This is a genomic window from Novosphingobium huizhouense (assembly GCF_020179475.1).
In the GTDB taxonomy this organism is placed as follows: domain Bacteria; phylum Pseudomonadota; class Alphaproteobacteria; order Sphingomonadales; family Sphingomonadaceae; genus Novosphingobium; species Novosphingobium huizhouense.
Window position 1 is genome coordinate 471,269 of sequence record NZ_JAILXZ010000003.1, and the last position, 21,040, is coordinate 492,308.

General features: G+C 66.8%; 23 protein-coding genes. 15 read left to right on the forward strand and 8 right to left on the reverse strand.

Going from position 1 to position 21,040, the window contains the following annotated elements; all coding sequences use genetic code 11:
* Positions 1-67: 67 nt before the first annotated feature.
* Together ribB and ribH are read left to right on the forward strand one after the other, a co-directional pair.
* The gene (gene ribB, locus K3A85_RS14170) at positions 68-1,333 is read left to right on the forward strand and encodes a 3,4-dihydroxy-2-butanone-4-phosphate synthase (protein ID WP_225207158.1); all 1,266 of its coding nucleotides are present in this window, start codon (positions 68-70) and stop codon (positions 1,331-1,333) included.
* 8 nt (positions 1,334-1,341) lie between these two features.
* A complete protein-coding gene (gene ribH / locus K3A85_RS14175; protein WP_225207159.1) occupies positions 1,342-1,761 on the forward strand; it encodes a 6,7-dimethyl-8-ribityllumazine synthase in 420 nt (139 codons plus the stop codon).
* A 14-nt stretch (positions 1,762-1,775) separates the two neighbouring features.
* Here the strand turns inward: ribH and K3A85_RS14180 are convergent, their stop codons facing one another.
* The 4 genes from K3A85_RS14180 to K3A85_RS14195 are packed head-to-tail and all read right to left on the reverse strand — an operon-like array spanning position 1,776 to position 5,104.
* The gene (locus K3A85_RS14180; protein WP_225207160.1) at positions 1,776-2,312 is read right to left on the reverse strand and encodes a DUF1254 domain-containing protein; all 537 of its coding nucleotides are present in this window, start codon (positions 2,310-2,312) and stop codon (positions 1,776-1,778) included.
* Positions 2,309-2,926 carry a DUF1214 domain-containing protein gene (locus K3A85_RS14185; RefSeq protein ID WP_225207161.1) on the reverse strand — a complete coding sequence of 206 codons (618 nt, stop codon included), beginning with the start codon at positions 2,924-2,926 and terminating at the stop codon, positions 2,309-2,311. Before K3A85_RS14185 ends, K3A85_RS14180 begins: the two co-directional genes overlap by 4 nt.
* Positions 2,927-2,930: 4 nt before the next feature.
* A complete protein-coding gene (locus K3A85_RS14190; RefSeq protein WP_225207162.1) occupies positions 2,931-4,016 on the reverse strand; it encodes a hypothetical protein in 1,086 nt (361 codons plus the stop codon).
* Entirely contained in the window at positions 4,016-5,104 is a 1,089-nt protein-coding gene (locus K3A85_RS14195) for a phosphotransferase family protein (RefSeq protein ID WP_225207163.1), read from the reverse strand. The genes K3A85_RS14190 and K3A85_RS14195 overlap by 1 nt, the downstream gene beginning before the upstream one ends.
* A gap of 119 nt (positions 5,105-5,223) precedes the next feature.
* Here K3A85_RS14195 and K3A85_RS14200 point away from each other — a divergent pair, with 119 nt between their 5' ends.
* Complete coding sequence (locus K3A85_RS14200; RefSeq protein ID WP_225207164.1) at positions 5,224-5,535, forward strand: hypothetical protein; 312 nt, start codon at positions 5,224-5,226, stop codon at positions 5,533-5,535.
* A gap of 191 nt (positions 5,536-5,726) precedes the next feature.
* On the opposite strand, the gene eno is transcribed toward K3A85_RS14200, so the two are convergent.
* A complete protein-coding gene (eno, locus tag K3A85_RS14205) occupies positions 5,727-7,013 on the reverse strand; it encodes a phosphopyruvate hydratase (protein ID WP_225207165.1) in 1,287 nt (428 codons plus the stop codon).
* A 237-nt stretch (positions 7,014-7,250) separates the two neighbouring features.
* Here eno and K3A85_RS14210 point away from each other — a divergent pair, with 237 nt between their 5' ends.
* The 5 genes from K3A85_RS14210 (at position 7,251) to K3A85_RS14230 (ending at position 9,419) form a co-directional block, all read left to right on the forward strand.
* Positions 7,251-7,850, forward strand: a complete 600-nt coding sequence (locus tag K3A85_RS14210; protein ID WP_225207166.1) for a hypothetical protein — start codon at positions 7,251-7,253, stop codon at positions 7,848-7,850.
* Positions 7,851-7,876: 26 nt separating this feature from the next.
* Positions 7,877-8,275, forward strand: coding sequence for a phage holin family protein (locus K3A85_RS14215; protein ID WP_225207167.1), 399 nt, complete (start codon positions 7,877-7,879; stop codon positions 8,273-8,275).
* Positions 8,272-8,577 (forward strand): hypothetical protein, encoded by a 306-nt coding sequence (locus tag K3A85_RS14220; RefSeq protein ID WP_225207168.1) that lies wholly within the window; start codon positions 8,272-8,274, stop codon positions 8,575-8,577. The genes K3A85_RS14215 and K3A85_RS14220 overlap by 4 nt, the downstream gene beginning before the upstream one ends.
* A gap of 60 nt (positions 8,578-8,637) precedes the next feature.
* Entirely contained in the window at positions 8,638-9,105 is a 468-nt protein-coding gene (locus tag K3A85_RS14225; protein ID WP_225207169.1) for a hypothetical protein, read from the forward strand.
* Positions 9,106-9,197: 92 nt separating this feature from the next.
* Positions 9,198-9,419 (forward strand): DUF4170 domain-containing protein, encoded by a 222-nt coding sequence (locus K3A85_RS14230; RefSeq protein WP_225207170.1) that lies wholly within the window; start codon positions 9,198-9,200, stop codon positions 9,417-9,419.
* A gap of 86 nt (positions 9,420-9,505) precedes the next feature.
* Here K3A85_RS14230 and greA read toward each other — a convergent pair whose 3' ends face one another.
* The 3 genes from greA to carA form a co-directional block, all read right to left on the reverse strand.
* Positions 9,506-9,982 (reverse strand): transcription elongation factor GreA, encoded by a 477-nt coding sequence (greA, locus tag K3A85_RS14235; RefSeq protein ID WP_225207171.1) that lies wholly within the window; start codon positions 9,980-9,982, stop codon positions 9,506-9,508.
* A gap of 141 nt (positions 9,983-10,123) precedes the next feature.
* Positions 10,124-13,447, reverse strand: a complete 3,324-nt coding sequence (gene carB / locus K3A85_RS14240) for a carbamoyl-phosphate synthase large subunit (RefSeq protein WP_225207172.1) — start codon at positions 13,445-13,447, stop codon at positions 10,124-10,126.
* Positions 13,448-13,803: 356 nt separating this feature from the next.
* On the reverse strand, positions 13,804-14,979 hold the full coding sequence (carA, locus tag K3A85_RS14245; protein ID WP_225207173.1) for a glutamine-hydrolyzing carbamoyl-phosphate synthase small subunit: 1,176 nt from the start codon (positions 14,977-14,979) through the stop codon (positions 13,804-13,806).
* A gap of 156 nt (positions 14,980-15,135) precedes the next feature.
* On the opposite strand from carA, the gene K3A85_RS14250 reads away from it, so the two are divergent.
* The 7 genes from K3A85_RS14250 to K3A85_RS14280 all read left to right on the forward strand — a co-directional run bounded on the left by K3A85_RS14250 (position 15,136) and on the right by K3A85_RS14280 (position 20,832).
* Positions 15,136-15,591, forward strand: a complete 456-nt coding sequence (locus K3A85_RS14250; RefSeq protein ID WP_225207174.1) for a GatB/YqeY domain-containing protein — start codon at positions 15,136-15,138, stop codon at positions 15,589-15,591.
* A 57-nt stretch (positions 15,592-15,648) separates the two neighbouring features.
* Complete coding sequence (locus K3A85_RS14255; RefSeq protein WP_225207175.1) at positions 15,649-15,930, forward strand: type II toxin-antitoxin system RelE/ParE family toxin; 282 nt, start codon at positions 15,649-15,651, stop codon at positions 15,928-15,930.
* Positions 15,930-16,238, forward strand: coding sequence for a HigA family addiction module antitoxin (locus K3A85_RS14260; protein ID WP_225207176.1), 309 nt, complete (start codon positions 15,930-15,932; stop codon positions 16,236-16,238). Before K3A85_RS14255 ends, K3A85_RS14260 begins: the two co-directional genes overlap by 1 nt.
* Positions 16,239-16,254: 16 nt before the next feature.
* Positions 16,255-18,111 (forward strand): DNA primase, encoded by a 1,857-nt coding sequence (gene dnaG / locus K3A85_RS14265; RefSeq protein WP_225207177.1) that lies wholly within the window; start codon positions 16,255-16,257, stop codon positions 18,109-18,111.
* A 63-nt stretch (positions 18,112-18,174) separates the two neighbouring features.
* Entirely contained in the window at positions 18,175-20,181 is a 2,007-nt protein-coding gene (gene rpoD, locus K3A85_RS14270; protein WP_225207178.1) for an RNA polymerase sigma factor RpoD, read from the forward strand.
* A gap of 104 nt (positions 20,182-20,285) precedes the next feature.
* Complete coding sequence (locus tag K3A85_RS14275; protein ID WP_225207179.1) at positions 20,286-20,537, forward strand: BrnT family toxin; 252 nt, start codon at positions 20,286-20,288, stop codon at positions 20,535-20,537.
* Positions 20,527-20,832 (forward strand): BrnA antitoxin family protein, encoded by a 306-nt coding sequence (locus K3A85_RS14280; protein WP_225207180.1) that lies wholly within the window; start codon positions 20,527-20,529, stop codon positions 20,830-20,832. The genes K3A85_RS14275 and K3A85_RS14280 overlap by 11 nt, the downstream gene beginning before the upstream one ends.
* The last annotated feature ends 208 nt before the right edge of the window (positions 20,833-21,040 follow it).

Genomic DNA, 21,040 nt, shown 5'->3' on the forward strand with positions numbered 1-21,040 from the left:
GGGTCTTTCCATCGCAATGTGATTATCACCGCTTGCAAATCACATCATGATGTGAAATTCATGCGCCATGTCCAGTGACCTCATCGACCGCATCCGCCGACTCGTCACCGAAGGCGGCATGTCCCGTTCCGGCCTCGCGCGCGCCGCAGGCCTCCATGCCAACACCCTGCGCGACGTCACGCAGCCGACGTGGAACCCCACGGCCGACACGCTCGCCAAGCTCGAGCGGGTATTGTTCGAAAGCGACGACGCTCCCGCCCTCGCCTCGATCGAGGAGATCATCGACGAGGCGCGCAACGGCCGCATGTTCATCCTCGTCGACGACGAGGACCGCGAGAACGAGGGCGACCTCGTGATCCCGGCGCAGATGGCCACGCCCGATGCGATCAATTTCATGGCGACTCACGGCCGCGGCCTGATCTGCCTCACGCTTACCCGCACCCGGGTCGAACAGCTCGGGCTCGAACTGATGAGCCGCAACAACGGCACACGGCACGAGACCGCCTTCACCGTCTCCATCGAGGCGCGCGAGGGCGTCACCACCGGCATTTCCGCCGCCGACCGCGCGCGCACCGTCGCCGTCGCGATCGACGCGGGCAAGGGCAAGGAAGACATCGTCACCCCCGGCCACGTCTTCCCGCTGATCGCGCGCGACGGCGGCGTGTTGGTGCGCGCCGGCCATACCGAAGCCGCGGTCGACATCAGCCGCCTCGCCGGGCTCAACCCCTCGGGCGTGATCTGCGAGATCATGAAGGACGACGGGACGATGGCCCGTCTCGACGACCTCATTCCCTTCGCGCGGCGGCACGGGCTCAAGATGGGCACGATCCGCGACCTGATCGAATACCGGCGCCGCCACGACCATCTCGTCGAGCGGGTCAAGGACATCGCCTTCACGTCCGACTACGGCGGCGACTGGCGCGTGCTCACCTATCGCAACAAGATCGACGGCACCGAAAGCCTGGTCCTGCAAAAGGGCTCGGTCGAGGAGGGCAAGCCGACGCTCGCCCGCGTCCACCAGCTTTCGCCGTTCGACGACTTCCTCGGCGCGCCGGGCCCGCGCAAGCGCGCGCTGCAGCGGGCGATGGCGGAAATCGGCAAGGAAGGCGCCGGCGTGATCGTGCTGCTGTTCCCCGACCGCGAGAACGACCCCAGCCGGGGCGGCCAGACCGGGGGCGAGATGGACTTGCGCAACTACGGCATCGGCGCGCAGATCCTCGCCGACCTCGGCATCCACGACATGATCCTCCTGACCAACGCCCATCGCAACGTCGTCGCGATCGAAGGCTATGGCATCAACATCGTCGGCGAACGGCCGATTCCTGCGGAGTAATCGCCGACATGGCCAAGTTCCTCATCGTCGAAGCGCGCTTCTACGACCACCTCAACGACATGCTCGTCGCCGGCGCGAAGGCTGCGCTCAAGGCCGCCGGCCACAAGGCCGAAGTGCTGACCGTGCCCGGCGCGCTCGAAATCCCCGGCGCGATCGCACTCGCCGAACAGTCGGGCGATTTCGACGGCTACGTCGCGATCGGCGTGGTGATTCGCGGCGAGACCTACCACTTCGAGATCGTCGCCGGCGAAAGCGCGCGCGGCGTGATGGCGCTGACGATGGACGGCATCGCCATCGGCAACGGCATCCTCACCGTCGAGAACGAGGCCCAGGCGCTGGTTCGCGCGGACCCCGCGCAGAAGGACAAGGGCGGCGAAGCGGCCAAGGCGGCGATGGCGCTGCTCGCGCTGCGCGAGAAGTACGCCTGATTTGAAAGCCTGAGCTAGAGCGGCGCGCACCGGTCCGCGCGCCGCGCCTTGTCGGCAAGATCGAACGCCGCTTGCGTGGGCGCAAGGCGGCGGTCGAGGATCACCCCCTTGCGCGAAGGCGAGACCACCAGCGGAAGCTGCAGTCGGACTGCCTTGTCGGGAAAAGGCTCGCCCGCCCGGACCAGCGCGAAACGCACGCCCTGCGGATTCGCGATCGTGTCGAACACGCCGATGTTGTCGGTGTTGCCGGCAAAGACCGAGACCGAGGCATAGCCCCCGCCCGGAGTGGGCGCGGCTTCGACCAGCAGCGGCCCCTTCTCGAGGTCGTAGACGCAGCTCGCATAGGCAAGGTCGGGCGACGGGCGCACCACGTCGCGCGACTGGGCATTGGTGCGGCGCGAGAACTGGAACCTGTTCACCGCCGCCCCGCCCTGCCCCAGCTTGCCGATCGCCAGCGCCATGATCACCCGCGGCGCGGCCACGATCGCGCCAAGATGGACGAGCAGCGCGGTCACCGCGAAGGCGGCGAGCAGCAGGACCGGCCTCCTCATGCGCGCGGCGTCTTGTTGCAGCCGATCCGCTCGACCGTGGGAAAGGCGATCGCGCCGAAATCGGCCTGCGCTTGCGGCGTCGGATTGTAGATCCGCAAGGTCAGGTCGAAGTCCCCGGCATTGCGGGTCGAGGCCCAGGCCCCTTGCGCCGGCCGGTCGGGCGCCACGGTCGCGCTCCAGCGGCCGGCGCCATTGCGCTGCACTTCGGTCGCGTCGAACGAGAGCGCATCGTCGTGGTTGAGCGGCAGGTAATCGTCGGCGGCGTAGACCGTGACCGACCACCAGCGGCCGGGCAGCGCCCCCCCGGCGATGCGATACCGGCAATTCTCGCGCAGCCTTGCGCCGCTGTCGTCGACCTGGCGGCGGAAATAGATCGCCTGCGAGGGGTTGAGCGCGAGCAGCCCGGTCAGCGCGACTTGCGCCCGCGTCCAGGGATCGGCCCCGACGCGCCCGGTCAGGCGATTGCCCGCCCAGTGCGCGTGGACCTCGCCGCTGGTCCCGTGCTTCATCGCCCACCACGCCGAGCCGAGCCCGGCGGCCACGCCGAGACCGATCGCCAGCGCAAGCGCGCCGCGCCCGCTGGCTCCGCCATGCCTGCGCCGGGCCCTCGCCAAGCGATCAGCCGGCGTCGGTGAAGCCGGTCAGGCCCCACGGGTGGTAGGGCCCGATCACCAGCTGCTCGAACACGCCCACCCCGGTTTCCCCGGCCGACGTCGTGATCCTGCTGACCACCTGCACGTGGAGGTTGTCCATCTGCAGCGGGTCCATCTGGTCGAGCACGAAGTCCTCGCGCTCCACCTCGAGCGGGCCGTGGTACAGTCCGTGGCCCCACTTGGGCGAAGTATAGCCGAGGCCCTTCATCTGGAAGCGGACGATCGGTTCGAATGTCAGGGTCAGCGGGCCGTCGGGCGCCTGCACCGTCAGTTCGCCCGAGGCGGGCCAGCGCGTGCCCTTCTCCATCGGCGAGACCATCTTGCCCGAGGGCGTCTCGAAGAAGCCATCGTGATGCGCGCCATCGGGCGCCACCACCGCACGGGTGTTCCAGGCCGAGCCGTGGACGTCGGCGTTGATGTGGTAGAAAACCGATCGCGTCGGCAGGTTGATCGGGGTCCACTGCCAGAAGAACGAGGGCACCTGGTTGCCCGCATGCGGCTGCGTGTCGCTGGTGCCAACCGGCCGCACGCCCCAGCTGCGGTCGCGCGTGCCAGCCGTCCCCGCGGCAAGCTCCTCGCGCACCCCGTCGATCTCGATCCAGCCGGTGTAGTGACCGTTCTGGGTCAGGCGGGTATAATCCATGAAGGTGCGTGGGCCATTGCGGAAGACGAAGCGCGGCTCCTCGATCGGGAAGGCGCGGCCGGTGAAGCGGACCTCGGCCTTGATCCCCTCGCCATCGACACGCACGACCAATTGCTTGAGCGGCTCGACCACCTCGATCGAGATCGGCCCGACCACCAGGTCCAGCCGCTCCATCCCCAGCTCGCGCGAGGCATGGAGGTTGTATTGCTTGCCGTCGCGGATCGCGCAGAAGCTTGCGTCGGCGACGTTGAGGTGCGGGTAGACGCCGAATGCGACGGCGAAGAAGCCGCTGCCGTCGGGGGCATATCCATTGAAGAAATAGCGGTCGTAGAAGTTCCGGTCGGTCCCCGAATAGGCGATCGGCTCGGGCGTCTGGTGGAGCGGGAAATCGTCACCCTTGGTCAACATCACACAGTCTCCGTCAGGCGCTTCAGCGCGCCGATGCTGTCATGGTCGAGGCAGAGTTCGCACGAATTGCGCGCCATCGAGAGGAAGTTGGCGTCGCCGCGCTCGGTGCGCACGACGAAAGCCGCGCTGAACACCGCGGTCGAGACGCCGTGGAGCGCGCCGACGCGATAGCGGTCCCAGATGTCCGCGCGGGTCAGCGGCACGCCGCGCGCGGTCATTTCCGCGCAGTAGAGGTCGAGCAGTTCGTCCTCGTGCGGGCGGCGCACCGCGCTGCCGATGCCGCAGCCCATGAAATAGCCGACGTCGTTGAGCGGGCAGCCGATGCCGGTGGTCTGCCAGTCGACCACCGCGATCGGGTCCGCACCCCCGCAGACGTCGAACAGCATGTTGTCGAGCCGGAAGTCGCCGTGGGTCACCGAATAATCGGTCGGCAGGCGCGAGAAGTAGACTTCGACCAGGTCGTTGAGCTGCTCGCACACCTCCATCAGCTCGGGCTCGAGCGTATCGGCGTAGCGCTCGCGGAAGATCGCCTGCGCCTGCGGATAGAGCGCGATCATCTGCGACTGCGTGCCCTCGGCCGCCTGGATCCACGGCGTTTCGGCGAGCCATGGCGCGTTCCAGGTCGGCGCGTGGAGCGCCGCTGCCTGGCGGATGCCGTGCCGCGCGTCGTCGATGGAGCACCCGGCCAGCTGGTTGCCGCCACGGCAGGGTCCGAGGTCCTCGAACAGCAGGATGAAGTCCGCGCCGTCCTCGCCCAGTTCGGACCCGTAGGTGCGCGGGGTGCGCACGTCGATGTTGGGCGCCAGCTCGCGGTAGAAGTTCACTTCCTTGCGATAGAGCCCGAACATCGCCGCGGTCGAGCGACTGGTCGCATCGGTCGAGGCGAACTTGGCCGCGACGGTCGCCGGCCCCGCCCCTTCGGGCTCGTAGGTCAGCGTGAAGCGGGCGGTGTCGCCCACCTGTCCGGTGCCGATCGACACCCATTCGACGCCGGTGATCCGGCCTTCGCCCAGCGCGCCGGAACTGCGCAGGCGGTCTTCGAGCCAGGACGCGGTCACGTCCGCGGGGCACTTCGGAAAATCTGTCATCATTCTCTCCCGCCGCCATGCTGGCAGAGCCGCACTGGCTTGTGAAGAGGATTTAATTGGTCACTTAAATCGGTTGCACGCAACGGAACATAAATCGAGTCCGATCAATTCCTTGCACCATGGACGGCCCACTCGAATGGTTCGGCGCGATCGGCGCCATTGTCGCCGCCGGCATGATCGCGATGGACCTCGGCCGGCGCTGGACCGGCTGGGCGTTCGTCCTCTTCGTCGCGGTCTCGGTGGCGTGGATCGCTTCGGGCCTCGCCAACAGCACGATGCCGATCGTCGTGCAGAACGCCCTGCTGCTCGCGGTCAACGCCTGGGGCGTGTGGCAATACCTGCTGAGCCCCAGGAAGAAGCGCGAGATCGAGAAGCAGGAAGAACTGGCAGCCGAGGCGAAGGACGAGGTGGCGAAGGAAGCGGCAGATTGAAGCTACCTCAAACCAATCCCGTCACCCTGAACGCGTTTCAGGGTCCATCGGTGGTCCGGCGCCGTTGCTCTCGGCGGCAAGATGAATGCTGAATTCAGTTCAGCACGACGACGCAGGACCGTTGCATCGCCAAACGAAAAGGGCCGCCCCGGCGGACGGCCCCCTTTTCATTCGCAACGCTTCGCGAGGGCTTACCCCGCAAGGCGCCCGAACGCGCCCGCGCCTGCGTAGACCGCGTTGACGCCCAGCTCTTCCTCGATCCGGATCAGCTGGTTGTACTTGGCGAGCCGGTCCGAACGCGCGAGCGAGCCGGTCTTGATCTGGCCGCAGTTGGTGGCAACCGCGAGGTCGGCGATGGTCGCGTCCTCGGTCTCGCCCGAACGGTGCGACATGACCGCGGTATAGCCGTTGCGCTGCGCGATGCTGACGGCCTCGAGCGTCTCGGTCAGCGTGCCGATCTGGTTGACCTTCACCAGCAGCGAGTTGGCGAGGCCCTTGCCTATGCCCATGGTCAGGCGCTTGGGGTTGGTCACGAACAGGTCGTCGCCCACCAGCTGCACCTTCTTGCCGACCTTGGCGGTGAGCGCCGCCCAGCCCTCGAAATCGTCCTCGCTCATGCCGTCCTCGATCGAGCGGATCGGGTAGGCATCGCACAGCGCGGCGAGGTAGTCGGCCATCGCTTCGGGCGAGAGCGAGAGGCCTTCGCCGCTGATCTCGTACTTGCCGTTCCTGAAGAACTCGGTCGCGGCGCAGTCGAGCGCGAGCACGATGTCGGTGCCCGGGGTGAAGCCCGCCTTCTCGATCGAGGCCATCACGAAGTCGAGCGCATCGCGGGTGCTGGCGATGTTGGGGGCAAAGCCGCCTTCGTCGCCGACGCCGGTGGCGAGGCCCTTCTCGTGCAGGCCCTTCTTCAGCGTGTGGAACACTTCGGCGCCCCAGCGCACCGCTTCGGCGAGCGAGGGCGCGCCGACCGGCATGATCATGAATTCCTGGAAGTCGATCGGGTTGTCGGCATGTTCGCCGCCGTTGATGATGTTCATCATCGGCACCGGCAGGACGTGCGCGGAAACCCCGCCGACATAGCTGTAGAGCGGCAGCCCGCGCGCATCGGCGGCGGCCTTGGCGACGGCGAGGCTGGTGCCCAGGATCGCGTTGGCGCCGAGGCGGCTCTTGTTCTCGGTGCCGTCGAGCTCGATCATCGCGAGGTCGATGTCGCGCTGGTCCTCGGCGTCGAGCCCGGTCAGCAGTTCGGCGATGTCGCTGTTGACCGCGGTGACCGCCTTGGTCACGCCCTTGCCGAGATAGCGCCCCTTGTCGCCGTCGCGCAGTTCGACCGCCTCGTGCGCGCCGGTCGAGGCGCCCGAAGGGACGGCGGCGCGGCCGAACGAGCCGTCGTCGAGCAGGACGTCGACTTCGACGGTGGGGTTGCCACGGCTGTCGAGGATTTCGCGGGCGTGGATGTCGATGATCGCGGTCAAGGTGGGCTCCCCCCTCAGATGGGCAAACTCGCCGGGCGGCGAGGCGTGGAACTGGCCGCCGGATACGGGGCTCGGCTCGGCTCCTATCGGGTGGAACCCGTGCTAGCAACCCGCGTTGAACGCTTCGAACGCCCGCTATTGCGCAGGTGCAACATTTGCGGGCAATAATGGCTTCGACGGCCTTCGATCCGTCATCCCCTTGCGGGACTGGCCCCACGATTCAGAGGAACCGACCCCATGGCAGACACCACCTCCACCGGCACCACCGACAGCGCCGCTCCCGTCCTGTCGGTCGAGGGCGCGAACATCGCCGCGGACGAAGTGACCAACGCGGACGCAGCCGGCACCGCGGGGCTGGCCGACGCCAAGACCCGCTTCGGCAAGGCGATCGAGGAAGCCAAGGCCGGCGCCGCCGCGCTCAAGGACGAAGCGAGCGCGCGGGCGAGCGACGCCCGGGACAAGGCCGCCAGCACCGCCGCCGACTGGCAGGAACAGGCCGGCGCCTATGCCAGCCAGGCCCGCGACAAGGGCATCGAACTCGCCAAGGTCGGCAAGACCCGCGCGAGCGACGCGCTCGCCGCGCTCGGCCAGACGATCTCCGGCAGCGCCGGCACGATCGACGAAAAGCTCGGCGTGCAGTACGGCGACTATGCCCGCAGCGCCGCGCGTTCGATCCAGGAAACCGCCGCCAGCCTCGAGGCCAAGGATTTCGCCGAACTGGGCGAGGACCTCAAGGAAGCGGTGCGCAAGAGCCCGGCCATTGCGGTGGGCATCGCCGCTGTCGCGGGTTATGCCCTGGCGCGCCTGATCGGCGGTTCCGACAAGTCCGACGCCTGATGCCCGCAGGCGGGAGTGCTGCGCGCATGACCGAAACCCAGGCCATGCCCGGCGGCGAAGGCAGCGCGCAGGCCTCTGCCGGCGACTTCGCGCTCGGTGACGGCATCCGCGCGCTGCTCGAGGACGGGCAGACGCTGTTCGAAGCCGAACTCGCGTTCCAGAAGGCGCGCGCAGGCTTCGTCGCCTCGCGCGCCAAGGGAATCGCGCTGCTGCTCGTCGCGGCGCTGTTCCTTGCCTTCTTCTTCCTCGTCGCGTTGGTCGTCGGGCTGCTGCTCGCGCTGGCGCCGCTGGTCGGGCCGTGGGGTGCGCTCGCCATCGTCGCGCTCGCGCTGCTCGCCGGAACCGGCTTGTGCCTGTTCGGCGCGATCGGCCGCTATCGCGCCGCGCGGGCGGTGGTGCTCGGCAAGGACGGGAGCACGCCATGACCACCGCGAGCGAGTACAAGGACCTGCTCGAACTTCGCACCCGCGCCTGGAGCCAGGTGCGCAGCGACGTCGAGGCGCTGCGCAGCGGTCTCGCGGCGCGGCCGATCGGCCAGCGGATCAAGGACAAGGCGACCGGCGAGGTCGTCGACATGATCGACACCGCCCGCGACGTCGCCGCCGAGAACAAGACCGTCATCGGCCTCACCTTCGCCGCGCTGCTCGGCTGGTTCTTCCGCCGCCCGATCACCGACGTCGCGCAGGACATCGCCGAAGCCGTCACCGATTATATCGACCGGCGCTGACGCCGGCGCACCGCCCGGCTCGGCCCAAAAGCCCCAAGCCTTCCATTCGAGGAGCCTTCCATGACCGAAGAAACCGCGTCCCGCCTGCGCGACCGTCTCGATGCCGCAAAGGCGCGCGATGCCGCACGTTCCGGCGTCGAGACCGTAAAGGGCCTGATCGAGGAACACCCCGTCGCCGCGCTTGCCGGCGGCATTCTCGTCGGCGCGATCGTCGCGCGCATGTTGCCGCGCGGCTCGAAGAGCGCGGCCGAGCCGGTCAAGAAGGCGGGCAAGAGCGCGTCGGCGCTTGCCGCGCTCGGCGCAGAGATCGCCCTCGCCTATGCCGCGAAGGCCGCCGAAAAGGGCCGCGACGGCGTACACAAGCTCGAGGATATCGGCGGCACCGTGGGCGAAAAGCTGGGTGACGGCGCGAGCGAGGCGAAGAAGCGGGCGAGCGACTTCGCCGACATCGCCGTCAACGTCCTGCGCGAAGCCGGCGAAGCGGCGCTCAAGCGCGCAGGCGAGCTGAAGGACCGCGTAAAACCTTAATAGGGCGTGCGGCTTTGGTCGCACTTGCAACCGCCCATTCCTTTTGCCAGTGGCGCAGGCGAATCTTCCTCCCCTCAAGGAACATGCGCAACATGCAGAAGCTGCATCTGGTAATGGGCGGCCGGGTCAAGGACCCGCAAGGCCTCGAATTCGTCGATCTCAAGGCCATCGACATGGTCGGCGTCTATGCCGACTACGCCAGCGCCGAGGACGCCTGGCGCAGCGCGGCGCAGCGCACGGTCGACGATGCCGAGATGCGCTACGTGATCGTCCACCTCCACCGCCTGCTCGAGCCCAAGCTCGGCGAAGCCTGAGGCGCCGCCACGAAAAAGGCCCCGGAAGGATCGCTTCCGGGGCCTTTTCGCTGGTCGTTTCGCGCGCGGGGCGCGCGCCTTGCGGTTCAAATGAACTCGATCTTCTCGACCACGTAGAACTTGTCGCCCGACGGCACGGTCACTTCGACCTCGTCCTCGACCTTGCGGCCGATCAGCGCGCGCCCGAGCGGCGAGTTGTAGCTGATCTTGCCCGCCTTGGCGTCGGCTTCGGCCTGTCCCACGATCTGGTAGCGCACCGGCTTGTCGTCGTCGTCGAGCAGCGTCACGGTCGCGCCGAACACGATCCGGTCGCCCGACAGCGTCGTCGGATCGATGATCTGCGCGCGGCTGATCTTGTCCTCGAGATCGGCGATCGAAGCCTCGACCTGGCCCTGGCGCTCCTTCGCCGCGTGATACTCGGCATTTTCCGAAAGATCGCCGTGCGCGCGCGCTTCCTCGATGGCGTCGACGATCTTCGGGCGCTCGTCGCGCAGCGCCTTCAGCTCGGCGGTCAGCTTCTCGTAGCCTTCCTGGAGCATCGGCAGCTTTTCGATACTGGCCATCCGTATTCCTTTTCTTATCAAACCCTTAACCGACGCGAACGTTCATGACGCTACGCAGGCCGGAGCAAACCGTTCCCCGCCGGACCGCACGATGCGGTCCGGAACTTCACATCCGGAGTTGTCGGGGGGACCCGTGGAAGCTCAGCGATAATAATCCTGCAGGGAACGGACCGCAAGATCGGCACTTTTCAGCGCCTCGATCGCCTCGGCCGCCGCGACCGACGCCGCCGCTGTGGTGAAGTAGGAGATCTTGCCCGTCAGCGCCGATCCGCGGATCGATTGCGAGTCCTTGTGGCTCTGCCACCCCTCGGTGGTGTTGAAGATCAGCGTGATCTCGCCGTCGATGATCCGGTCGACGATGTGCGGGCGCCCTTCGGCGACCTTGTTGACCCGCTCGACCGCCACGCCGTTTCCGGCGAGGAAACCCGCAGTGCCGCCGGTCGCGACGATCCTGAAGCCGAGGCCGGCGAGCTTCTGCACCGCCGGCAGCACCACCGGCTTGTCGCTGTCCTTGACCGACACGAACAGCGTGCCCTGCGTCGGCAGCCGCAGCCCCGCGCCCAGCTGCGCCTTGGCGAAGGCCACCGCGAAATTGCCGTCGATGCCCATGACTTCGCCGGTCGATTTCATTTCCGGCGACAGCACCGGATCGACGCCGGGGAAGCGCGCGAACGGGAACACCGCTTCCTTGACCGCCATGTAGTCGATGTCGCGCTTGATCGCGGGAAGATCGGCGAGCTTTTCACCCGCCATGACGCGCGCCGCGAACTTGGCGATCGGCTGGCCCACCGCCTTGGCGACGAACGGCACGGTGCGGCTGGCGCGCGGATTCACTTCGATCAGATAGACCTTGCCGTCCTTCACCGCGAACTGGATGTTCATCAGCCCGCGCACCGACAACCCGTTTGCAAGCAGTACCGCCTGGCGCTCCATCTCGGCGATGATCTCGGCGGGCAGGCTGTAGGGCGGCAGCGTGCAGGCGCTGTCGCCCGAATGGATGCCCGCTTCCTCGATGTGCTGCATGACGCCCGCGACGGTGACCTGGTCGCCATCGGCCAGCGCGTCGACATCGCACTCGATCGCGTCGCGTAGGTACTGGTCGATCAGCACCGGGCTGTCGCCCGACACCTTCACGGCGGTCTGGATATAGTCCTCGAGCTGCGCCTGGCTGTCGACGATTTCCATCGCCCGCCCGCCGAGCACGTAGCTCGGGCGCATCAGCACCGGGTAACCGATCCGGCTGGCGACCGCGATCGCCTCTTCCCGGCTGCGGGCGATGCCGTTGGCGGGCTGGAGCAGGCCCAGCTTCTCGACCAGCGCGGCAAAGCGTTCGCGGTCTTCGGCAAGGTCGATCGAATCCGGGCTGGTGCCAAGGATCGGGATACCCGCATCCTGCAGCGCCTGCGCGAGCTTCAGCGGAGTCTGCCCGCCAAACTGCACGATCACGCCGACCAGCTCGCCGTTCGACTTCTCGATCTCGAGGATCTCGAGCACGTCCTCGGCGGTCAGCGGCTCGAAATAGAGCCGGTCCGAAGTGTCGTAGTCGGTCGAAACCGTCTCGGGGTTGCAGTTGACCATGATGGTCTCGAACCCTGCATCCTCGAGCGCGAAGCAGGCATGGCAGCAGCAGTAGTCGAACTCGATGCCCTGGCCGATGCGATTGGGGCCGCCGCCCAGGATCACGATCTTCTTGCGGTTCGAGGGCGCCGCCTCGTTCTCGGGCTCGCCGAACAGCGCGCCTTCGTAGGTCGAGTACATATACGGCGTCACCGCCTCGAACTCGGCGGCGCAGCTGTCGATGCGCTTGAACACCGGGCGCACGCCCAGCTTGTGGCGCAGCGCGCGCACTTCGGCTTCGCTGGTCGCGCCGGCCATCGCGCTGATCACGTCGTGGAGCAGGCCCGAGCGCTTGGCCTGCGTCTCGCCGAGGCCGCCGGCAACGCCCACCGAGCGCACCGCGAGCGTCGCCAGCCGCTTGTCGGAAAAGCCCATGGCCTTCAACCGGCGCATGCCCGCCGCATCGACCGGCAGGCCGTTCGCCTGGACGTTCGCTTCCTCGGCGATGATCTCGGCGATGTGGCGCAGGAACCACGGCTCGTACTTGGTGATCGCGTGGACATCCTCCACGCTGAAGCCCTCGCGGAAGGCCTGGCCCACGATCAGCAGGCGGTCGGGCGTCGCCCGGCTCAGCGCCGCCTTGATCTCGTCGCGGCTCGCGCCTTCCAGCTCGACCACGCGGTTGAAGCCGTCGAGCCCGGTTTCAAGGCCACGCAGCGCCTTCTGCAGCGATTCCTTGAAGTTGCGGCCGATCGCCATGACTTCGCCGACCGACTTCATCGCCGTGCCCAGCAGCGGCTCGGCGCCCTTGAACTTCTCGAAGGCGAAGCGCGGAATCTTGGTGACAACGTAGTCGATCGTCGGCTCGAATGCCGCCGGCGTCGCGCCGGTGATGTCGTTGGTGATTTCATCGAGCGTGTAGCCCACGGCGAGCTTGGCCGCGACCTTGGCGATGGGAAATCCGGTGGCCTTCGACGCCAGCGCCGAGGAGCGCGACACGCGCGGGTTCATCTCGATCACGATCAGGCGCCCGTCGGCGGGATTGACCGCGAACTGCACGTTCGATCCGCCGGTCTCCACGCCGATCTCGCGCAGCACCGCGATGCTGGCGTTGCGCATGATCTGGTATTCCTTGTCGGTCAGCGTCAGCGCGGGCGCGACGGTGATGGAATCGCCCGTGTGGACGCCCATCGGATCGACGTTCTCGATCGAGCAGATGATGATGGCGTTGTCGTTGCGATCGCGCACGACTTCCATCTCGTATTCCTTCCAGCCGAGGAGCGATTCCTCGATCAGGACTTCGGTCGTGGGGCTGGCTTCGAGCCCGCCCTTCACGATCTGGACGAATTCTTCCTTGTTGTAGGCGATGCCGCCGCCCGTGCCACCCATGGTGAAGCTGGGGCGGATGATCGAAGGCAGCCCCGTGCGTTCCAGCACGGCGAGCGCTTCCTCGATGGTGTGGGCCACGCCCGAACGCGCCGATTCCAGCCCGATCTTGTCCATCGCCTCGCGGAAGCGCTGGCGGTCCTCGGCCTTGTCGATGGCATCGGCATTCGCCCCGATCATCTGCACCCCGAACTTGTCGAGCGTGCCGTCGTTGAACAGCGCCAGCGCGGTGTTGAGCGCGGTCTGCCCGCCCATCGTCGGCAGCAGCGCGTCGGGCCGCTCCTTCTCGATGATCTTGGCGACGACTTCGGGGGTGATCGGCTCGACATAAGTCGCGTGCGCCATGTCCGGGTCGGTCATGATCGTCGCAGGGTTCGAGTTCACCAGGATGATGCGATAGCCCTCTTCCTTGAGCGCCTTCACCGCCTGCGTGCCCGAATAATCGAACTCGCAAGCCTGGCCGATGATGATCGGCCCGGCGCCGATGATCAGGATCGAGGAGATGTCAGTGCGTTTGGGCATTTAAGATCCCGACTTAAAAAGTGCGATTATTGAAACAATCAAAGCGGAAAAAGCGATCCAATCAGCGCGAGACACTGACTTCAATCGCCCCTTAATGGAGGTCCGATTCAGCTGATCCACGAAAAGGACTGCAGTATCGTTGAGCGAAAAATGTACTGAACGCCGCCCCGCTTCCGAAACCTCAATCATTGTTCCCAGGCCGGACGCCTGCCACTCACGCCCCAACTGCGTCAGTTCATTCAGCGAACAGCGGGGTGCTAGGTCGGACAGCGAAGGGATATGATGCCGATTTCTCAACGACCAACGAACCGCTTTCTCAAGCAGTCGCGAGTTGGAATAAGAAACCGGAAAAGTTATCACCCCAGCGTCCCCACAAACTTCTCGAACAGGTAGAAGCTGTCCTGCGGCCCCGGGCTCGCCTCGGGGTGGTACTGCACCCCGAACGCGCGCTTGCCCTTCACCGCGATGCCGCAGTTCGAACCGTCGAACAGCGACACGTGCGTTTCGACCACGTTGTCGCCCAGCGCGCCGGGCGCGTTGTCCACCGCGAAGCCGTGGTTCATCGAGGTGATCTCGACCACACCATCCTCGATCCGCTTGACCGGGTGGTTCGCGCCGCGGTGGCCCTGGTGCATCTTGGTGGTGCGGGCGCCGGCGGCGAGCGCCAGCATCTGGTGGCCAAGGCAGATGCCGAAGATCGGCATGTCCATTTCGAGCAGCTTCTGGATCACCGGCACGGCATAGGCGCCGGTCGCCGCCGGATCGCCCGGGCCGTTCGACAGGAACACGCCAGCGGGCTTCAGCTCGAGGATCTTGTCCACGCTGGTCTCGGCGGGCACGACGGTGACGTCGGCCCCGGCCTTCACCAGGTTGCGGAAGATGTTGTCCTTCGCGCCATAGTCGATGGCGACGACATGCGGGCGACCGGTGCCTTCGGGCTTGGTATACCCCTCGCCCAGCTTCCAGATCGAACCGTCCCACTGCTCGCGCGCCTCGCGGGTGACCTTGATGGCAAGGTCCATGCCTTCGAGGCCCGGCCACGAACGCGCGCGCTCGGCCAGCGCCGCGATGTCGAAATTGCCGGCGGGATCGTGCGCGATCACCGCGTTGGGCGCGCCCGACATGCGGATGCGGCGGGTCAGCGCGCGGGTGTCGATCCCGGCAAGGCCGATCTTGCCCTGCACTTCCAGCCAGCGCTGGAACGTGCCGGTGGCGCGGAAGTTGGCGGGGTCGGTCACGTCCTCGCGCACCACGCAGCCGATCGCGCCGGGAACGCCCGCGCTCTCGATGTCCTCGGAATTGACGCCGACGTTGCCGATGTGCGGGAAGGTGAAGGTCACGATCTGCGCGGCATAGGAAGGATCGGTCATCACTTCCTGGTAGCCGGTCATCGCCGTGTTGAAGCACACCTCGCCCACCGACGAACCGACGGCGCCGAAGCCGCGTCCCCACGCCACCGAGCCATCGCCAAGAACAAGGACTCCCGTCGCGCCGTCAGGTTTGGGCGCGTGCGAAAGTGCGGGGTCGGCCATGATTGGGGGCGCTCCGTTGGCAAGGGGTCTGGCGATGTCGCTAAGGCTCGTCCGCTAGACCTGCGGGCGCGCAGCGTCAACCTAGCGAAGCCAGAAAGTTTCCCCTAGATGGACCGCTTGCGCTTCGCAGCGCCCCCACATCCACAGGAAAACCGCATGATCCGCGACACCATCAAGGCCGCGCAGGTTTCGGCGATGAAGGCCGGCGACAAGCCCCGCCTCGCCGCCGTCCGCCTGATCCTCGCCAAGCTCAAGGACAAGGACATCGAACTGCGCACCGCCGCCAGCGTCCCCGACGACGACACGCTGGTGGTCGACGTGCTGCAGAAGATGGCCAAGCAGCGCCGCGAATCGATCGCGCTCTACGAACAGGGCGGCCGCCAGGAACTCGCCGAGGTCGAGAAGGGCGAACTCGCCGTGATCGAGGAATTCCTGCCGCAGCAGCTCTCCGAGGAAGACACCAAGGCCGCCATCGCCGCGATCATCGCGGAGACGGGCGCTGCGGGGATGAAGGACATGGGGCGCGTCGTGGCGGCGCTGAAGGCCAAGCACGGCAGCCAGCTCGACATGGGCAAGGCCAGCGGGCTGGTGAAGGCGGCGCTGGCGGGGTGAGGCGTAGCGTGTAACGCTACACTTGACGCAGCGCCACTCACCTGCGATCCCCCGGCGATGGAAATCGCGTCGATCCGGCACAAGGCGCTCCGTCGCTTCGCCATCGAAGGCAGGGCGAAGGGGCTGATCGAGCCGGACCGGCTGCGCGACATGCTGGCCTATATCGATGCGGCGGGTTCGTTCGAAGAACTGGCCCTGCCGCCCAATTTCGGCCTTCATCCGCTCACCGGCGACCGTGCCGGGTGCTGGGCGATGACCGTGGCGCGCAACTGGCGGCTGACGTTCACCCGGATCGGCGACCATGCGATCGGCGATCTCGACCTGGAGGATTACCACTGATGGCGATCAGGCTTCATTCCTCGCTCGCGGTCCATCCCGGCGGCTGGCTGCGCCGTCAGGTGCTCGACCCGCACGGCCTCACGGTCAAGCGCGCGGCCGAAGTGCTGCATGTCTCGCGCCCTGCGCTCAGCAACCTGCTCAACGGCAATGCCGGGCTCTCGGCGGAAATGGCGATCCGCTTCGAGAAGGTGTTCGGGCTCGAGGCCGATACGCTGCTGCGGATGCAGTCGGCCTGGGACATCGCGCAGGCCCGCCAGCGCGAGGACGAGATCGCGGTCGAGCACCTGCCCGAACTGATGCGCGCCTGACCGGACGATCGGCGCGATGAGCCTCTCCCCCCAATGGCTGGACGAACTGCGCGCCCGGATCTCGCTGTCGGGCGTGATCGGGCGCTCGGTGCGCGTGCAGAAGGCGGGGCGCGAGTTCAAGGCGTGCTGCCCGTTTCACAACGAGAAGACGCCCAGCTTCACCATCAACGACGAGAAGGGCTTCTACCACTGCTTCGGCTGCGGCGCGCATGGCGACGTGATCCGCTGGATGACCGACCACCAGGGGCTGCCGTTCATGGACGCGGTCAAGGAGCTGGCGGCGCAGGCGGGCATGGACGTCCCCGCCCCCGATCACCGCGCGGCGAAGCGGGCCGAGCAGCACAAGTCGCTCCACGACGTCATGGCCGCGGCGCAAGGCTACTTCGTCGAATCGCTGAAAGGACCGGGCGGCGCGGCGGCGCGCGCCTACCTCGCCTCGCGCGGGTTTCCCGAAGGCATCGTCCGCGAATTCGGCTTCGGCTACGCGCCCAACGATCGGCAGGGACTCAAGGCCGCGCTCTCCGCCTTTCCCGAAGAGATGCTGATCGAGGCCGGCCTCAGGATCGTGGTCGAGGGGAAAGACCCCTACGACCGCTTCCGCGACCGGTTGATGCTGCCGATCCTCGACGCGCGCGGCCGCGTGATCGCGTTCGGCGGGCGCATCCTCGCGGCCGAGAAGACCGATGCGCCCAAGTACCTCAACTCGCCCGATACGCCGCTGTTCGACAAGGGCCGCACCGTCTACAACCTGCACCGGGCAGGCCCTGCCGCCCGCCAGTCGGGCCGGATCGTCGTGGTCGAAGGCTACATGGACGTCGTCGCCCTCGCCGCCGCCGGCATTGCCGAGGCGGTCGCCCCGCTCGGCACCGCGCTCACCGAACACCAGCTCGAACGCTTGTGGCGGGTGACCGAATGCCCGACGCTGTGCTTCGATGGCGACGCCGCCGGCCAGCGCGCGGCGATGCGCGCAATCGTGCGCGCGCTGCCGATGCTCCAGCCCGGGCATTCCTTGCGCATCGTTACCCTGCCCAAGGGCCTCGACCCCGATGACGTGATCAAGCAACAGGGCGCGCCCGCGATGGAGGCCCTGCTGGGCGAAGCGCGCAGCCTCGTCGACGTGCTGTGGGAAGCGGAACGCGACGCCGCCCCGCTCACCACGCCCGAGGACAAGGCCGGCCTCAAGGCGCGCCTGCTCGCCCACTGCGACACGATCGCCCATCCCGATATCAAGGCGCTCTATCGCAGCGAGCTGACCCGGCGCTTCGGCGATCTTGCCTATGCGCGGCCCGAGCGCGCGCCGTTCCAACCGCGCCAGGCCCAGGGCCAACGCCCCAGGGGCCAGCCGTGGAAACCCGCCCCGCCCCCGCTCGACCCACAAGCCGCCGCGCGGCTGCGCAACGTCGGCACCAACGATGCGCTGATGGCCGCGGTGCTGGCAGGACTGGTCGCCCACCCTTCGCTGATCGGGCAACAGAGCGAGGCGCTGGCCCGGCTCCATCCCCAGCAGGCCGCGCAAGCCGCGCTGCTCGATGCGCTGCTTCTGCTCGCCGACTCGGGGCAGCCGCTTGAAAGCGGCACGCTTCCCACCATATTGGCAGCGCGAGGGCTCACGGTCCCGCAAGCGGCGGACTACGCCGGGATGCGATTCGGCTTCTTGAACGCGGCAAGCGATTCGGCGCGCGACGAACTCGCCGAGGCGATCGCCCTGCTGGTCGAGCTGCCGGCCGTCGAAACGGCGCTGGTCGAGGCGAACCGGCGGCACGAGGCGGAGTTTTCCGACGAAAGTTTTGCCGAACAGCAGCGTTTGCTGCAACGAAGGCTGGCGTTGCTTGCCCGTTTGGGGCAGATGGGCCGTGCTCGGCTTTCGGTATAATTATACGATGCACTGGGTCCGGCTCCTCGCAGGCCGGCGGATGACAGGTGGTACCGGGTTTCAATGGCTTCGAACGAAAAGACCGATAGCGGCGATGCCCCGCTGATCGACCTCAACGATGCTTCGATCAAGAAGCTCATCGCGCGCGCCAAGCGCCGCGGCATCATCACCTACGACGAGCTGAACGAGGCTCTGCCGCAGGACCAGATGTCGTCCGAGCAGATCGAGGACATCATGGCCGCGATCTCGGAGATGGGCGTCAACATCGTCGAGAGCGACGAGGACGCGGTCGATCCCGACGACAAGGGCCAGGACGACGAGATCGAGGAGAGCGATGCGGTCGAGGACCGTCCCGACATCGTCAAGCGCAAGGAAACCGTCGAGCGCACCGATGATCCGGTGCGCATGTACCTGCGCGAGATGGGCGCGGTCGAGCTGCTCAGCCGCGAGGGCGAAATCGCCATCGCCAAGCGCATCGAGGCGGGCCGCGACACCATGATCATGGGCCTGTGCGAAAGCCCGATCACCTTCCACGCGATCATCCAGTGGTCCGAGGCGCTCAACGCCGGCGAAATGCAGCTGCGCGAGATCCTCGATCTCGACGCGATGCTGTCGAAGGAGCCGCAGCCCGAGAACCTGTCGGAAGACGGCGAGGAAGCCGACGGCGAGATCAGCGAGGCGACCGCCGGTCCGACCTTCAAGGAAGAAGAGGACATCGAGGAGGAGGAAGAGACCTCCGACGACGAGGACGATGAACTGCGCGAGCGCCGCGCCCGCCCGGCCGAGGAAGAGGAAGAGGACAACACCCTCAGCCTCGCCCAGATGGAAGCGCAGCTCAAGCCCGCCGCGCTCGAGAAGTTCGCCGAGATCACCGGCCTGTTCCGCGCCTTCGAGAAGCTCCAGGCCGAGCGCCTCGACGCGCTGGGCCTCGGCAACGCCTTCCCGCCGGCTAAGGAGGCGCAGTACCACAAGCTGCGCGAGGACCTTACCGCGCAGGTCGAGAGCGTGCAGTTCCACGCCACCAAGATCGAATATCTGGTCGACAACCTCTATGCCTTCAACCGTCGCCTGACCACGCTGGGCGGCCAGATGCTGCGCCTTGCCGAGCGCCACAAGGTCTCGCGCAAGGACTTCCTCGACCTTTACGTCGGCCATGAACTCGACGAAGGCTGGCTGCAGCAGCACGCCACCCGCGACAAGAAGTGGGCCGCCTTCGCCGCCAACGAAGCGGGCGCGGTCGAGCGCATCCGCGCCGAGATCGCCGACATCGCCAGCGCCACCGGCATGTCGCTGGGCGAGTTCCGCCGCATCGTCAACATGGTCCAGAAGGGCGAGCGCGAGGCGCGCATCGCCAAGAAGGAAATGGTCGAGGCGAACCTGCGGCTCGTGATCTCGATCGCCAAGAAGTACACCAACCGCGGGCTGCAGTTCCTCGACCTGATCCAGGAAGGCAACATCGGCCTGATGAAGGCGGTCGACAAGTTCGAGTACCGCCGCGGCTACAAATTCTCGACCTATGCCACCTGGTGGATCCGCCAGGCGATCACCCGCTCGATCGCCGACCAGGCGCGCACGATCCGCATCCCGGTCCACATGATCGAGACGATCAACAAGCTGGTTCGCACCAGCCGCCAGTTCCTCCACGAGCAGGGGCGCGAGCCCACGCCCGAGGAAATGGCCGAGCGCCTGTCGATGCCGCTCGAAAAGGTGCGCAAGGTGATGAAGATCGCCAAGGAGCCGATCAGCCTCGAAACGCCGATCGGCGACGAGGAAGATTCGCACCTCGGCGATTTCATCGAGGACAAGAACGCGATCATCCCGGTCGACGCGGCGATCCAGGCGAACCTCAAGGAAACGGTCACTCGCGTCCTTGCCAGCCTCACCCCGCGCGAGGAACGCGTGCTGCGCATGCGCTTCGGCATCGGCATGAACACCGACCACACGCTCGAGGAAGTCGGCCAGCAGTTCTCGGTCACCCGCGAACGCATCCGCCAGATCGAAGCGAAGGCGCTGCGCAAGCTGAAGCACCCGAGCCGGTCGCGAAAGATGCGCTCGTTCCTCGATCAGTAAGAGAAAGCCCTGCTTCGGCGGGGCTTTTTCTTGCATTGGTCGAGCAGGCGGTCGCGCTTGCATACACTTGACGTCGCATTAAAATGTATATACATTGAAATGCGATGGAGATCGAGTTCGATCCGGACAAGGATGCGGCTAACATCGCCAAGCACGGCATTTCGCTCGCCCGCGCGGCCGACTTCGAACTCCTCGCCTTTGTGCCCGACGACCGTTTCGGAGAGCCTCGCTTCCGGCTCTACGGACTGATCGACGGGGAGTTTTATTGCCTCGCCGGTACTGACCGGAACTTGAAGGTTCGCGTCATCAGCCTGCGGCGGGCGCATGCCAAGGAATTTCGACGCCATGTCAATTGAAGCGACCGGCCGAGGACAGCCCGTAGTCTTCGACGACGACAATCCCGAATGGACCGAGGACGACTTCGCCCGTGCTTTGAGGGGTGACGACATTCCCGCGCACATCCGCGCCGCCTTCCCGAAAATGCGCGGCCGCCCGGCAGGGTCTGTCAAGGCCGACGTCAAGCAGGCGGTCTCGCTCCGTCTCGATCCCGATGTGCTGGCGCACTTCCGCGCCACCGGTCCCGGGTGGCAATCGCGCATCAACGCTTATCTGCGCGGCGCGCTCAAGGAAAATCCGCCAGCCGAGCGCTGACAGCGGCGGGCTGCGGAACGCCAAATTGCGTGTCCCGTTGATCTTGCAGAGCGAATGGAAAGCACCAGCGAGGCGTCCATCCGGGATCCTCGGGAAAAGGCCTCGACGGATCGTCGGGGCCTTTTCTCGTGCGCTGGCGCGCGCCACCCAGCGATTGCATATGCAAGGTTGACGCGGTCCCTCTGCAGGCCTGTCCTACAGCGGGCCG

Excerpts from the sequence above, each read along its gene's own strand:
- carA (WP_225207173.1), bottom strand. The coding sequence starts at position 14,979 with ATGGCCGACCCCGCACTTTCGCACGCGCCCAAACCTGACGGCGCGACG.
- K3A85_RS14260 (WP_225207176.1), top strand. The coding sequence starts at position 15,930 with ATGGCGATCAGGCTTCATTCCTCGCTCGCGGTCCATCCCGGCGGCTGG.
- K3A85_RS14180 (WP_225207160.1), bottom strand. The coding sequence starts at position 2,312 with ATGAGGAGGCCGGTCCTGCTGCTCGCCGCCTTCGCGGTGACCGCGCTG.
- K3A85_RS14190 (WP_225207162.1), bottom strand. The coding sequence starts at position 4,016 with ATGTTGACCAAGGGTGACGATTTCCCGCTCCACCAGACGCCCGAGCCG.
- K3A85_RS14200 (WP_225207164.1), top strand. The coding sequence starts at position 5,224 with ATGGACGGCCCACTCGAATGGTTCGGCGCGATCGGCGCCATTGTCGCC.
- greA (WP_225207171.1), bottom strand. The coding sequence starts at position 9,982 with ATGGCCAGTATCGAAAAGCTGCCGATGCTCCAGGAAGGCTACGAGAAG.
- dnaG (WP_225207177.1), top strand. The coding sequence starts at position 16,255 with ATGAGCCTCTCCCCCCAATGGCTGGACGAACTGCGCGCCCGGATCTCG.
- K3A85_RS14255 (WP_225207175.1), top strand. The coding sequence starts at position 15,649 with ATGGAAATCGCGTCGATCCGGCACAAGGCGCTCCGTCGCTTCGCCATC.
- rpoD (WP_225207178.1), top strand. The coding sequence starts at position 18,175 with ATGGCTTCGAACGAAAAGACCGATAGCGGCGATGCCCCGCTGATCGAC.
- K3A85_RS14225 (WP_225207169.1), top strand. The coding sequence starts at position 8,638 with ATGACCGAAGAAACCGCGTCCCGCCTGCGCGACCGTCTCGATGCCGCA.
- K3A85_RS14275 (WP_225207179.1), top strand. The coding sequence starts at position 20,286 with ATGGAGATCGAGTTCGATCCGGACAAGGATGCGGCTAACATCGCCAAG.
- ribH (WP_225207159.1), top strand. The coding sequence starts at position 1,342 with ATGGCCAAGTTCCTCATCGTCGAAGCGCGCTTCTACGACCACCTCAAC.
- K3A85_RS14210 (WP_225207166.1), top strand. The coding sequence starts at position 7,251 with ATGGCAGACACCACCTCCACCGGCACCACCGACAGCGCCGCTCCCGTC.
- carB (WP_225207172.1), bottom strand. The coding sequence starts at position 13,447 with ATGCCCAAACGCACTGACATCTCCTCGATCCTGATCATCGGCGCCGGG.
- K3A85_RS14215 (WP_225207167.1), top strand. The coding sequence starts at position 7,877 with ATGACCGAAACCCAGGCCATGCCCGGCGGCGAAGGCAGCGCGCAGGCC.
- K3A85_RS14195 (WP_225207163.1), bottom strand. The coding sequence starts at position 5,104 with ATGACAGATTTTCCGAAGTGCCCCGCGGACGTGACCGCGTCCTGGCTC.
- K3A85_RS14230 (WP_225207170.1), top strand. The coding sequence starts at position 9,198 with ATGCAGAAGCTGCATCTGGTAATGGGCGGCCGGGTCAAGGACCCGCAA.
- ribB (WP_225207158.1), top strand. The coding sequence starts at position 68 with ATGTCCAGTGACCTCATCGACCGCATCCGCCGACTCGTCACCGAAGGC.
- K3A85_RS14250 (WP_225207174.1), top strand. The coding sequence starts at position 15,136 with ATGATCCGCGACACCATCAAGGCCGCGCAGGTTTCGGCGATGAAGGCC.
- K3A85_RS14220 (WP_225207168.1), top strand. The coding sequence starts at position 8,272 with ATGACCACCGCGAGCGAGTACAAGGACCTGCTCGAACTTCGCACCCGC.
- K3A85_RS14280 (WP_225207180.1), top strand. The coding sequence starts at position 20,527 with ATGTCAATTGAAGCGACCGGCCGAGGACAGCCCGTAGTCTTCGACGAC.